Origin of the sequence: Rhodanobacter sp. Root480 (assembly GCF_001426645.1) — a bacterium.
Classification (GTDB): domain Bacteria; phylum Pseudomonadota; class Gammaproteobacteria; order Xanthomonadales; family Rhodanobacteraceae; genus Rhodanobacter; species Rhodanobacter ginsenosidimutans.
In genome coordinates this window covers 338,784-352,114 of the sequence record NZ_LMEX01000003.1, presented here as the reverse complement: position 1 = coordinate 352,114, position 13,331 = coordinate 338,784, and the positions used below count along the sequence as shown (strand labels likewise).

The 13,331-nt window shown below is 66.1% G+C and carries 10 protein-coding genes; 4 read left to right on the top strand and 6 right to left on the bottom strand.

Going from position 1 to position 13,331, the window contains the following annotated elements; genetic code table 11:
• Positions 1-100 precede the first annotated feature (100 nt).
• A complete protein-coding gene (locus ASD22_RS14295) occupies positions 101-1,489 on the top strand; it encodes a TIGR00366 family protein (protein ID WP_056085190.1) in 1,389 nt (462 codons plus the stop codon).
• A gap of 143 nt (positions 1,490-1,632) precedes the next feature.
• Here the strand turns inward: ASD22_RS14295 and ASD22_RS14290 are convergent, their stop codons facing one another.
• The 4 genes from ASD22_RS14290 to ASD22_RS14275 all read right to left on the bottom strand — a co-directional run bounded on the left by ASD22_RS14290 (position 1,633) and on the right by ASD22_RS14275 (position 6,180).
• On the bottom strand, positions 1,633-2,955 hold the full coding sequence (locus ASD22_RS14290; RefSeq protein ID WP_056085016.1) for an ABC transporter permease: 1,323 nt from the start codon (positions 2,953-2,955) through the stop codon (positions 1,633-1,635).
• A 12-nt stretch (positions 2,956-2,967) separates the two neighbouring features.
• Positions 2,968-4,131, bottom strand: a complete 1,164-nt coding sequence (locus tag ASD22_RS14285; RefSeq protein ID WP_056085008.1) for an FtsX-like permease family protein — start codon at positions 4,129-4,131, stop codon at positions 2,968-2,970.
• Positions 4,132-4,141: 10 nt separating this feature from the next.
• Positions 4,142-4,828 carry an ABC transporter ATP-binding protein gene (locus ASD22_RS14280; RefSeq protein WP_056085005.1) on the bottom strand — a complete coding sequence of 229 codons (687 nt, stop codon included), beginning with the start codon at positions 4,826-4,828 and terminating at the stop codon, positions 4,142-4,144.
• 116 nt (positions 4,829-4,944) lie between these two features.
• On the bottom strand, positions 4,945-6,180 hold the full coding sequence (locus ASD22_RS14275) for an efflux RND transporter periplasmic adaptor subunit (RefSeq protein ID WP_056085002.1): 1,236 nt from the start codon (positions 6,178-6,180) through the stop codon (positions 4,945-4,947).
• A 153-nt stretch (positions 6,181-6,333) separates the two neighbouring features.
• Between ASD22_RS14275 and ASD22_RS14270 the strand changes: the two genes are divergently transcribed.
• The 3 genes from ASD22_RS14270 (at position 6,334) to ASD22_RS14260 (ending at position 9,137) form a co-directional block, all read left to right on the top strand.
• Complete coding sequence (locus ASD22_RS14270) at positions 6,334-7,020, top strand: fumarylacetoacetate hydrolase family protein (protein ID WP_056084999.1); 687 nt, start codon at positions 6,334-6,336, stop codon at positions 7,018-7,020.
• 98 nt (positions 7,021-7,118) lie between these two features.
• Positions 7,119-7,529 carry a large-conductance mechanosensitive channel protein MscL gene (gene mscL, locus ASD22_RS14265; RefSeq protein WP_056084996.1) on the top strand — a complete coding sequence of 137 codons (411 nt, stop codon included), beginning with the start codon at positions 7,119-7,121 and terminating at the stop codon, positions 7,527-7,529.
• A gap of 174 nt (positions 7,530-7,703) precedes the next feature.
• A complete protein-coding gene (locus ASD22_RS14260; RefSeq protein ID WP_056084993.1) occupies positions 7,704-9,137 on the top strand; it encodes a M20/M25/M40 family metallo-hydrolase in 1,434 nt (477 codons plus the stop codon).
• A 180-nt stretch (positions 9,138-9,317) separates the two neighbouring features.
• On the opposite strand, the gene ASD22_RS16810 is transcribed toward ASD22_RS14260, so the two are convergent.
• A complete protein-coding gene (locus tag ASD22_RS16810; protein WP_156459031.1) occupies positions 9,318-10,100 on the bottom strand; it encodes a hypothetical protein in 783 nt (260 codons plus the stop codon).
• 94 nt (positions 10,101-10,194) lie between these two features.
• Complete coding sequence (locus ASD22_RS14250) at positions 10,195-13,287, bottom strand: efflux RND transporter permease subunit (protein WP_056084988.1); 3,093 nt, start codon at positions 13,285-13,287, stop codon at positions 10,195-10,197.
• Between the last annotated feature and the right edge of the window lie 44 nt (positions 13,288-13,331).

Below are 13,331 nucleotides of genomic sequence, written 5' to 3'. Positions count from 1 at the left end.
TTTGCAGGGGAAGGGGCAAACGAAACGCCGCCTTTGGCGACGTTGGCACTGATTTCATTGGAGCGGGGAGAGCAGCATGAACGCATCGCAAGACGGCTGGATGGCGCGCGCAGCCCTGCGCAGCGCCGCATGGGCGGAACGCTGGTTTCCCGATGCGTGGGTGTTTGCGGCATTGGGCGTGGTCGTGGTGGCGCTGGCCGCGTTTGCCTTCGGCGCCACGCCGACGGCCACCGTCAATGCGTTCGGCGACGGCTTCTGGAGCCTGATCCCGTTCACCATGCAGATGGCGTTCGTGGTGATCGGCGGTTACGTGCTGGCCACCGCGCCAGTGGTGGCACGCTTCATCGACGTGCTGGCGCGGGCGCCGCGTAGCGGCCGCGGCGCGATCGTCTACATCGCGCTGGTGAGCATGCTGGCGTCGCTGCTTTCCTGGGGTTTCTCGCTGGTGTTCGGCGGCCTGCTGGTGCGTGCGCTGACACGGCGCACCGATCTGCATATGGATTACCGCGCCGCCGGCGCGGCGGCGTACCTGGGCCTGGGCGCGATCTGGGCGATGGGGCTTTCGTCGTCGGCGGCGCAGTTGCAGGCGAACCCGGCCAGCATGCCACCGGGCCTGCTGGCGATCACCGGCGTACTGCCTTTCAGCCAGACGATTTTCCTGTGGCAGTCGATCGTGCTGACGGCGGTGCTGATCGTGGTGTCGCTGCTGGTGTGCTGGTTCACCGCGCCGTCGGATGCGAACGCGCGCACCTCGAAGGATTTCGACATCGGCGAAAGCTCCACGCCCGCACTGCCGCCGCGCACGCGACCGGGCGAATGGCTGGAATACAGCCCGCTGCTGTCGCTGGCGATCGGCCTGCTGGGGCTGGGCTGGCTTGGCCACGAATTCGCCAGCAAGCCGGCGGTGACCGCGATCGCCAACCTCAACACCTACAACTTCCTGTTCCTCACCCTGGGCATCCTGCTGCACTGGCGTCCGCGCAGCTTCCTCGACGCGGTGCATCGTGCCGTGCCCAGCACCGCGGGCGTGCTGATCCAGTTTCCGCTGTACGGCGGCATCGCCGCCCTGCTCACCCACGTGCCCGGCGCCGACGGCGCGACGCTGGCGCACCGGTTGTCGAATCTGTTCGTGCACATCGCCGGCCAGGAAAGCTTCCCCGCGGTGATGGGCGCGTACTCGGCGATCCTGGGTTTCTTCGTGCCTTCCGGCGGTGGCAAGTGGCTGGTCGAGGCGCCGTACGTGATGCAGGCGGCAAACGACCTGCACGTGCATCTGGGCTGGGCAGTGCAGGTGTACAACGCGGCCGAGGCGCTGCCCAACCTGATCAATCCGTTCTGGATGCTGCCGCTGCTGGGCGTGCTCGGATTGAAGGCGCGCGACGTGGTCGGCTACACCTTCGTGCAGCTGGTGGTGCACGTGCCGCTGGTGCTGGGCATGCTGTGGCTGCTGGGCCTGACGCTGGAGTATGTGCCGCCAGTGATGCCTTGAAAGCCGGGATTCGGGATTTGGAAGAGCCGCCAATCAGCGCGCTGCCCGTAGGAGCGCACCCTGTGCGCGATGCTTTTGCTTTTGCTTTTGCGAATCCCGAATCCCGAATAAAGGCATCGCGCACAGGGTGCGCTCCTACATGGCTACAGCTCGCGCAGCGCCGTGGTCACCGGCAGCCTGGCCGCGCGCACGGCGGGGAACAGGCCGCCGACGAAACCGATCGCCATCGCCCACTTGATGCCCAGCCACAGCAGCTCCGGCGACACCTTGAACTGGAACACCACCTGGCTGAAGTTCGCACCCAGCGTGGAGGCGGTATAGCCGTTGAAGATCAGCCAGCTGATCAACCCACCCAGCACGCCGCCGAGCAGCGCCAGCAGCATGGTTTCCATCAGCACCGAGACCACCACCGGCAGGCCGCGGAAACCGATCGCGCGCAGCGTGGCGATCTCGCGGGCACGTGAGGCGATCGCCGCGAACATGGTGTTGAGTGCGCCGAAGATCGCGCCGATCGCCATGATCACGCCCACCGTGATGCCGACGATGCGGATCACCTTGGTGAGGCTCTCGGACTGCTTGCTGAAGTACTCGCGAGTGGTGCTGACGTCGACCTTCAGGCGTGGGTCGCTGGACAGCGCGGCCTTGAACGTGTCGAACGCCTGCGGCGAGGTCAGCCGCACGGTCACCGACTGCGCGCTGCTGCCGCGGCGGTACGCCGAGGCCACCGTCTGCGCGTCGCCCCACAGCTCCGAGTCGTGCGAATCGCCCGACGCGAACTCGCCCACGATGGACCATTCCTGCCCCGCCAGGCGCAGCCGGCTGCCCACGTCCAGCCCGGCGAACTGGCGCATCGCGCCCTGGCCCACCACCAGCTCGCGCAGGCCGGGCTTGAAGCGGCGGCCCTGCACGATCTTCACGTTGGGCCGCAGGATCCACGCTTCGTCACCCACGCCGCGGATCGGCACGTTCGCCTCCACGCTGGCGTCGCTGCGCTTGGGCAGGTTGGCGACCACCGACTGTTCGGCCGACGCCACCGGCTTGCCGTCCGCGCTGCGCGCCACGCCCGGCGCCTGGATGATGACGTTGACGCTGTCGCGGTCGAGCACCGAGTTCAGCTCGGCATTGGAGCCGCCGCGCAGCACGATCGCGGTGTCGTCCGAGCCGGTCTGCTGCAAGGTGCTCTGGAAACCCTCGCCCATTGCCAGCATCGCCACCAGCACGCCGACCACGCCGGCGATGCCGACCACCACCACCAGCGAGGCGCCGATGCGCTGGCGCAAGGTGCTGATGCCCACGCTGGTGATCGAAAGGGTTTGCCGGCCGCGGCGGGTCAGCACCAGCCACAGCGCCAGCACCGCCACCAGCGCCAGCACGGCGGTCCACGGCAGGCGCGACCAGATCAGCAGGCCCGCAATCACGATGGCAACCAGGCCGAGGCCGCGCAGGAAGGACTTGAATGTGCGCATATCCGATTCTCCTCAGCGACCGGCCAGTGCATCGACGATGTTCAACCGCATTGCCCGCCACGCCGGCAACGCGCCCACCACCAGCCCGATCAGCACCATCAAGCCCACGCCCATCGCCCAACTGCCGGCACCCACCGGCGGCAGGTTGATCATGCCGCCGCTGCCCTTGCCGATGGCCGGCGCCAGCACCGCGGCCAGGCCCAGCCCGACCACGCCACCGATAAGCAACAGCAGCACCGATTCGGCCAGCACCAGCGCCAGCACGCTGCGGCTGGAGAAGCCGATCGTCTTCAGCACCGCCAGCTCCGACGTGCGCTCGCGCACCGCCTGCGCCATGGTGTTGGCGGTCAGCAGGATCAGGGTGAAGAACACCGCGCCCATGATCGAGCCCACGATCAGGCCGATGTCGCCCAGCTGCTTGGCGAACGAGGCACTGAAGGCCTGCTCGGTCTGGGTCTTGGTTTCATGGTCGGAGTTGGCCGACAGCGCGTCGATCGCATGCGCCACGCGGTCGCCCAGCGCCGGGTCGGTGAGCCGGTCGACGTACCAGCCGACCGTGCCGTTGCCGAACGCGTTGGCCTCGTCGAAATATTTCCAGTGCAGCATGAACAACTGGTCCATGCCGTTGGCCGCGTCCTTGTCCACCGTGTAGATGCCCTCGATGTCGAAGGTCCAGGTCTTCGAGCCGTTTTTCAGCGGGAAGATGGTCGACTGCAGCGGGATCTTGTCGCCTACCTTCCAGCCGTACTTCTGCGCCAGCTTGTCGCCGATCACCGCACCGGTGCGGTTGCCGTCGAAGGCTTTGCGCTGCTCGGCCGACAGGTGGATCTCCGGATACAGGTCGAGGTAATTCGGGCTCACCGCGTAGCTGAAAACGAAGTTCTTCGGGTCCTGGTAGATGCCGCCGAACCAGTTCGCGTGGCCCACGTCGCGCACGCCCGGAATCGCGGCGATGCGCGTGCCCAGCGATTCGGGCAGCGGCTGGATGATCGAGTAGCGCGACGAGGTGACCAGCCGATCCACGCCGGCGATGCCCTGGCTGCCGGAGTCGAACGCGGTGCGTACCGCGTCGAGCATGCCGAACAGCAGGAATGCGGCGACGATCGACACCAGGGTCAGCACGGTGCGGGTCTTGCGCCGGAACAGCGCCGCCCAGATCAGGTGCAGGTATTTCATGACCGCCTCCTCACGCCGTGGCCGATTCGACGAGCGTGCCCTTGTCCAAATGCAGCGTATGGCTGGCGTATTCCGCCGCCTTGGGGTCGTGGGTAACCATCACGATGGTCTTGCCGTGATCGCGATTGAGCTGCTGCAGCAGGCCCAACACCTCCTCGGCGGACTGGCGATCGAGGTCGCCGGTAGGCTCGTCGCAGACCAGCAGCGCGGGGTCGGAGACGATCGCGCGGGCGATCGCCACACGTTGCTGCTGGCCGCCCGACAGTTCGCTGGGCTTGTGGCTGGCACGATCGGCCAGGCCCACCAGTTGCAGCGCGATGGACGCGTTCTTCTTGCGCTGCGCCGCCGACAGTTTCGTCAGCAGCAGCGGTAACTCCACATTGCGCTGCGCCGACAGCATCGGCATCAGGTTGTAGAACTGGAAGATGAAACCGACATTCGACGCACGCCATTTCGCCAGCGCGCCGCCGCCGAGCTGGTCGATGCGCTGGCCACCCACGCTGATGCTGCCGGCGCTGGGCGTGTCCAGGCCGCCGATCAGGTTGAGCAAGGTGGTCTTGCCCGAGCCGGACGGGCCCATCAGCGCCAGGAAATCTCCTTCGGCGATGTCCAGGTTGACGTGGTGCAACACTTCGACTTTCTGCTTGCCGCGGGTGTAGCTCTTGGCGAGGTTCTGGATCTCGATCAGCGTGGCCATGGCATTCTCCGACGATGTGCGGTCTTTTGTGGGAGCGACTTCAGTCGCGATGCTCTGCTTCTTGAATCCCCGGGAAAGCATCGCGGCTGAAGCCGCTCCCACAGGGATCTGGAAATTTACGGTTTCGCTATCTGGACGTCCGAACCATCCTTCAATGCCGGCGGCGGCGACACCACCACGCTTTCGCCCGCGCTCACCGCGGCGGGCAGCAGGCGCAGGTCGCCGTAGGTCTGCGCGGCCGGCGTCACCGTGCGCTGACGCACCTGCTCGCCGTCGAGCACGAACACCACGCTGTGGCGATCGCGCTGCACGATCGCCGTGGCCGGCACCAGCACGCCTTGCGGCGCGGCGGCGCCCGCCTTCGCCTTTTCTTCCAGGAACGACACCCGCGCGCCCATGTCCGGCACCACCCGCGCGTCCTTCTGCTCCAGCGCCACACGCACCTTGATGGTGGCCTTGCCGCGGTCGGCGGTGGGCACGATGGCGACCACGTGGGCGGGGATTTTCCAGTCCGGGTACGCGTCCAGCACCGCTTCGGCCAGCATGCCCGGCTTGACCCGACCGATGTAGGCCTCGTTGACGTCGACGTCGATCTCCAGCGAATCCATGTCCACGATGGTGCCCACGCCGGTGCGGGTGAAGCCGCCGCCGGCGGACAGCGGCGAGATGATCTCGCCTACCTGCGCGTCCTTGGTGGTGACCACGCCGCTGAACGGCGCGCGCACCACGGTGTAGTCGAAATTCACCTTGGCCACTGCTGCCTGGGCGTCGGCGGCATGCGCCTGCTGGCGCTGTGCGGCGAGCTGGGCGCGCAGGCTCTCGACCTGGGTTTGCGCCTGCTCGGCACTTTGCCGCGACACCAGCCCACGCTCGACCAGTTGCTGCTGGCGCCTGGCGTCGTGTTCGGACTGCTTCAATTGCGACTGGTACTGCGTCACCAGCGCATGCGCCGCATCGGCCTGCGCCTTCACCGCGGCGAGCGTGGCCTTGTAGCCGCTGTCGTCCAGCCGCGCCAGCACCTGGCCCTTGGTGACGCGGTCGCCCTCTTCGATCAGCACGGCGGTGAGCGTGCCGGTGATCTGCGCCGACACGGTGGCCTGGCGCCGCGCGGTGACGTAGCCGGTGGCCTGCAGCACCGCGCCGGACTCACCCGCGGCGGTGGGCGCCACGGCGGTGGCGGTTTTCACCGGCAGCGGCCGCTGGCCCAGCCACAGCCAAGCGCCGCCGCCAAGCAAGGCGAGCAGCACCAGCACGCCGGCGGCGATCCACGGCCAGCGGCCGGGGCCGCTGTCGTGCGCCTCGCGCTGGTTGCGATCGATGCGCAGTTCCTTCAACAGCTCGGCGTTGTCCACCCTTACTCCCCGACCGGTTTGCCCGGTGTGCGATGCATGCAAGATTGATCGATCGACCGCGGCGTGGTCAGGGTGCGGCATCAGCCATCGTCGATGACAGCTGTCACCCGGTTCCGAACGTCGCATTGCACTTCGGTTTGCTACGCTTGGCGGATGACCTACATCATCGATCCACCCGCCATTCCCAGCCTGCCCGTCATCGGCAGCGACCAGCGTTTTGCCGTACGCCGCGTATTCTGCATCGGCCGCAATTATGCCGATCATGCTGCCGAAATGGGCAGTACGGTGGATCTGGAACAGCCGATGTTTTTCTGCAAGCCGGCCGACGCCGTGGTCAGTGATGGCGCCGACGTGCCGTATCCGTCGGCCACGGCATCATTGCACCACGAAGTCGAGATGGTGGTGGCACTGGTTGCCGGCGGTACCGACATCGCCGTCGAGAACGCCTCCACGCTGATCTTCGGCTATGGCGTCGGGCTGGACCTGACCCGCCGCGACCTGCAGGCGCAGGCCAAGAAAAAGGGCCACCCGTGGGACGTGGCCAAGGGGTTCGACCATTCCGCACCCGTGTCCGCCTTGCGACTGGCCGCGGAAGCCACGCCGGTCGCTGGTACCGTGCTGCGGCTGGAGATCAACGGCGAGCAGCGCCAGCAGACCACGCTGGAGCACATGCTGCATGGCATACCGCAGATCATCGCCGCGCTGTCCCGGCTGTTCGAGCTGAAGGCCGGCGACCTGATCTTCACCGGCACGCCGGCCGGCGTGGCCGCGTTGCAACGCGGCGACCGCTTTCACGCCGAGCTGGCCGGCGTGGCCGAACTGGACGGCCGGATCGTCTGATCCCACCGGGCCAAAGCCGTGGGGTTTTCCCTGTCCGTACACGCGACGAGGGGTTACAGTCGCCATGCCATTCGGCTCGACAAGGGAGTATCTGCAGCATGAGCATGCTTAGTGAGTTCAAGGCGTTCGCCATGCGAGGCAACGTCATCGACCTGGCGGTCGGTGTGGTGATCGGCGGGGCATTCGGCAAGATCGTCACCTCGCTGGTGGATCAGATCATCATGCCGCCGATTGGCTGGCTGACCGGCGGCGTCGATTTCAGCAACCTGAAATGGGTGCTGCGACCGGCCGATGCCACCGACCCCGCGCACAAGGTGGCGGAGGTGGCTATCCAGTACGGCGCGTTCATCAATACGCTGATCCAGTTCCTGATCATCGCGTTTGCGATCTTCCTGGTGATCAAGGGCATCAACAAGCTCAACCGCAAGCAGGAAGAAGCCCCCGCTGCACCGCCGGCCGACGTGGCCTTGCTGACCGAAATCCGCGACCTGCTGAAGAACCGCCAGTAAGGTAGCCATCCCCGTGGGAGCAGCTTCTTGTGGGAGCGACTTCAGTCGCGATGCTTTTGCCTTGGAGCCCCGGAGCAAAAGCATCACGGCTGAAGCCGCCCCTACAATGACTTTTGGCCCAAGCGTGGCCAGCTCACCACGCCATAATCGGGGTTTGATCCGCGGAGTTCCCCGATGCGCCGTCTTCCCTTCACCTTGCTCGCCGCCAGCCTGCTGCTGGCCAGCGGCATCGTCAGCGCCGCCACCGCCATTCCCGCAACAGCCGTAAAGACGGCCGAACAGTTGCGCGACCGCGCCCTGCACGACGACACCGGCTACCGCATCGTCGCCTCGCTGACCACCGAGGTTGGTGCGCGCCTGGCCGGCAGCGAAGCCGACCAGCGCGCCCGCGACTGGGCCGTGGCAAAATTCAGGGCGCTCGGCTACGACAAGGTCTATACCGAAGCGGTCACGTATCCGAAGTGGGTACGCCGCAGCGAACACGCCGCGATTGTGGCGCCGTTTCCGCAGCCATTGGTGGTGACGGCGCTGGGCTATTCGCCGGGTACGCCCGCGGGCGGTCTCAGCGCGCAAGTGGTGAAGTTCGACAGCCTGGACGCCTTGAAGGCGGCCGACCCGGCCAGCGTGAAAGGCCGCATCGTCTACGTCGGCTATCGCATGCAGCGCGCGAAGGATGGCCATGGCTACGGCATGGGGTCGGCCGTGCGTACCGCCGGACCGGTGATCGCCGCCGCCAAGGGCGCGGCCGGCTACCTGCTGCGCTCGGCGGGTACCGATGCGCACGAACGCATCGCGCACACCGGCGTCACCGGCTTCCGCGACCCGTCCAAGGCGATTCCCGCCGCCGCCCTTTCCAACCCCGACGCCGACCAGTTGGAGCGCGCGCTGGCCTACGGCAAGCCGGTGACGGTGAAGCTGGATCTGGACTGCGGCCTCGACGGCGAATACACCGGCGCCAACGTGATCGGCGAGATCACCGGCCGCAAGCATCCCGAGCAGGTGGTCGCCATCGGTGGCCATCTGGATTCGTGGGACCTGGGCACCGGCGCGATCGACGACGGCGCCGGCGTGGCCATCGCGATGGCGGCCGGCAAACTGATCGGCGACCTGCCGCAACGCCCCGACCGCACCATCCGCGTCATCGCATTCGCCAACGAGGAAATGGGCCTGTGGGGTAGCCGCGCCTACGCCGACAAGCATGCCGCTGAGGTTGGCCAGTTCCAGCTGGGCACGGATTCGGATTTCGGCGCCGGCCCGGTCTGGCGCATGAGCGCCAGCGTGAAGCCCGACGCGCGCGCCGCCATCGCGCAGATCGCCAACGTGCTGGCACCGCTCGGCGTGGCCTACGACGCCAAGCGCCCCGGCGGCGGCGGATCGGATCTGTCGCAGATGCACGCCAAGGGCATGGCCGCACTGTCGCTGACCCAGGACGGCACGAAGTACTTCGACTGGCACCACACCGCCAACGACACACTGGACAAGGTCGACCCGCAGGAACTGGCGCAGAACGTGGCCGTGTACGCCGCGTTCTCTTACATGGCCGCGCAGGCGGATGGCGATTTCGGCTCGGCGCCTGGCGCCTTCGCCAAAGACGGCACCAACGAATAGCTCCGCGTACCAGCAACACGACAACTGGAGACAAGGCGACGTGCCTCACCGTCGACAAACGGGAAGCCCTGAAGGCACTGCCGCGCGAGCATGAATGGATCTGGTGCGACCTCCCCCCGGGGCACCCTCACCTGCCATTGTTGCAGATCCTGCAGCAGGGTTCCCGCCGGGCTTGGCGCCCTACTTCGCGGGGTTCAACGCCGCCTTGATCTTGTCGTTGTCCAGGTACCTCTCCAGGTCGGACATGCCTTTCGCCACTTCCGGGTTGGAAAAGAGCTCCCTGCCAGCCACCTGTCCAAGTACGGTGAAGGCCGCGCCGATGGCGGTATTGCCCTCATATCGCACGGCCAGTTGCATCTCCGACTTGCAGGTGACCGTCACCAGCGACTCGAACAATTTGGCCATGTCGACGTTGAACGCCTTGCGCTGCGCATCCGGAAGAGTGACGAATTTGGCCACGGATGGATTCAGCGACATCGCCGAAAACATCCAGTTGACCAGAACCCCCTTCTGTTCCGGCGTCGTCTTGGAAACGAGGCACTTCGACAAATCATCCGTATACACGCCAGCAGTCACCGGCAGTGAGGCAACGGCAAGCAGGGTGAACAGTGCGGAGAAGGTGATGGCACGTCGTTTCTTCATGTTCGGAAAGACTCGCTGCAGAAATGGAAAAGGTCGATACGGAGAGCCAGGTGACACCGCGAGAGCATCCGCCTTGATGGTTGACTTGAGGCCGCCCACTCCCCGGCCTCGATGCACCTGATGGTGTCGTGGCGGCTGCAAACCGAAGAGATTGTCCCCTTGCGCACTATAACCCCGGGAAAGAACCTGGCGAAGCTTGCGGGCCGAAGCGGGGAAATCCAGGTGAGGACCTACCACCAGCTGCAGGGCTGTGCGCAGGCGAACGCCATTGACAAGTCGTCGTGGGATTGGGACGGGACCGCCTCCATCGTCATCGGTCACCCACGTGATCGGGCCCTGCCGGCGTCGGCAAGGTACCCACATAATCTCAACACGCCCCGTCCCATTGCGCGCCAAGCGCGGCGGGATTTCGCGCTTAATGTGCAGGCGCGTTGGTTGCCGGCGTCGCGAAGCGCCGTTGCAGCCGATCCATGTAGAGGTAGATCACCGGCGTCAGGTACAGCGTCAGCACCTGCGAGAAGATCAGCCCGCCGACTACCGCCAGGCCCAGCGAGCGGCGTACTTCGGCGCCGGCGCCGATGCTCAAGGCGATCGGCAAGGTGCCGGCCATCGCGGCCATGCTGGTCATCATGATCGGACGGAAACGCACGCGGCACGCCTCGAAGATGGCCTGCGCCGGCATCATGCCTTCCTCGCGCTGACGCTCCAGCGCGAAGTCGATCAGCATGATCGCGTTCTTCTTGACGATGCCGATCAGCATCACGATGCCCACGAAGGCGAACAGATCCAGCGAGGCCTGGAAGATCACCAGGGTCAGCAGCGCGCCGACCGCCGCGGCGGGCAGGCCGGACAGGATGGTCAGCGGGTGGATGAAGCTTTCGTACAGGATGCCCAGCACCAGATAGATCACGAACACCGCCAGCAGCAGCAACATGCCCATGCCCTGTATGGATTGCTGGAATGCCTGCGCCGTGCCCTGCACGCTGCCGCTGATGGTGGCCGGCAGGCCCATCTTCTGCATCGCGCCATCGATGCTGGCCACCGCATCGCCGAGGCTGTAACCCGGCGCCAGGTTGAACGACACCGTCACCGCGGGCAGCTGGCCCTGGTGGTTCACGGTGAGCGCCTGCGGCTCGCGCTTGAAACTGGCCACCGCGTTCAGCGGCACCAGGGCGCCGCTGCGGGAGGTGACGTAAAGCCGCGACAGCACGGCCGGATCGTCCTGCAGCTTGCGGTCCACCTGCAGGATCACCCAGTACTGCGTGGCAGAACCGTAGATGGTGGAGATCTGGTTCTCGCCAAAGCCGATGCCCAGCGCGGTCTGCACCTGCGCCATGGTGAGCCCCAGCGGCGCCAGCTTGCTGCGGTCCACGTTCACCACGATCGAGGGGCTGTTGAGATCGAGGTCGTTGGTGACGTCCTCGAACCCCGGCAACGCCGCGAACGCGCGCGTGACCTTGCCGCTCCAGTCGTACAACGCCGGCATGTCGATCGACTGCAACGTGTACTGGTACTGCGACTTGGACTGGCGGCCGCCGATGCGGATCGCCGGCGTGTTCTGGATGTACGCGCGGATACCGGGAACCTCGGCCAGCTTCGGCCGCAGCTCCTGGATGATCTGCTCCGGATCGAGCTTGCGTTCACTGGCCGGTTTCAGCATCAGCAGAATCGAGCCGTTGTTGACCGTGCTGCGCGAGCCGCCGGCGCCGATGCTGGACATGTAGCCGGCGATGTTCGGGTCCTTCGCCACGATGTCGACCAGTTGCTGCTGGCGCGCGCCCATGCCCTCGAAGGAAATATCCTCCGGGCCCTCGGTGTTGACGCGCAACTGGCCGTTGTCGCCGGCGGGGATGAAATCCTTCGGTGTCACGTAGAACAGCAACGCGGTGGCCAGCAGGCTCAGCCCGAACGTGGCCAGCACGATACGCGGACGATCCATGCACCAGCGCAGGCTGTCCGAATACCCCTGCTGCACGGCGTTGAAACCACGGTCAAAACCACCCACCAGCCAGTTTTTCCGCGTGTGGTCGTGGCCTTTGACGAAGCGGCTGCACAGCATTGGCGTCAGCGTGATCGCCACGATGCCGGAGATCAGGATCGCCACGCTGATCACCACCGCGAACTCATGGAACAGCCGCCCCACGATGCCGCCCATGAACATCACCGGGATGAACACGGCAATCAGCGACAACGTCATCGAGAAAATGGTGAAGCCGATCTCCTGCGCACCCTGCAGCGCCGCCTCGTACGGCGGCACGCCTGCTTCCATGTGGCGCACGATGTTTTCCAGCATCACGATCGCGTCGTCCACCACGAAACCCACCGCCAGGGTCAGCGCCAGCAGCGAGAGGTTGTCGAGACTGTAGCCCAGCGCGTACATCACGCCGAACGTGCCCAGCACCGAGATCGGCAGTGCCGCCGCGGGAATCAGCGTGGCCGACAGGCTGCCCAAAAACAGGTAGATCACGAACACCACCAGCACGCCGGCCAGCAGCAGAGTGAACTGCACGTCGTCCACCGAGGCGCGGATCGACTGCGAGCGGTCGTACAGCGTGGCCAGTTTCACCGACGGCGGCAGGCCCGCGCGGAAGCTGGGCAGCACCTCTTTTATGCGATCCACCGTGGCCACGGTGTTGGCGCCGGGCTGGCGCTGGATCGCCAACACGATCGCGCGGGTGCCGTTGTACGAACTGGCCTTCTGGTCATCCTGCACGCTGTCGCGCGCCACACCGATATCGCGCACATGCACCGGCGCGCCGTTGCGGTACGCCACCACCACGTCGTTGTACGCCGCCGCGCGCTGCAGCTGGCCATCGCTGCGGATCGGCAACTGCTGGCGCGAGCCATACAGCGAGCCGGTGGACTGGTTGACGTTGGCGTCGGCAATCGCGTTCTGCACCTGGTCGATGCCGATGCCGGCGGCCGCCAGGCGATCGGGATTCACGCTGATACGCACGGCATATTTCTGCGAGCCGTACACGTTCACCTGCGCCACGCCGTCGATCATCGACAGCTGTTGCGCCAGTTCGGTCTCGGCGTATTCGTCGACCTGGGTCAACGGCATCGTCGAGGAGCTCATCGCCAGGTACAGGATCGCTGCGTCGGCCGGGTTCACCTTGCGGAACGTGGGCGGCGTGGTCATTTCCTTCGGCAGCTGGCGCAAGGCCGAGGAGATGGCCGACTGCACATCCTGCGCGGCCGCGTCGATATTGCGGTCCAGTTCGAAGGTCAGCGTGATCGAGGTGGAACCCAACGCGCTGGTGGAGCTCATCGAGCTGATGCCGGCGATGGTGGAGAGCTTGCCTTCCAGCGGCGTGGCCACCGCCGACGCCATCGTCTCCGGTGATGCGCCGGGTAGCTTGGCACTGATGCTGATGGTGGGAAAATCCACGTTCGGCAGCTCGTTCACCGGCAATTGCGGGTAGGCCACGAGACCGAACACCAGCAGCGCCGTCATCAACAGCGTGGTCATCACCGGGCGGCGGATGCAGAGCTGGGGGATATTCATCGCGATGCTCCGGGCGACGCGACGCCAGCCGGATGAATGGCCAT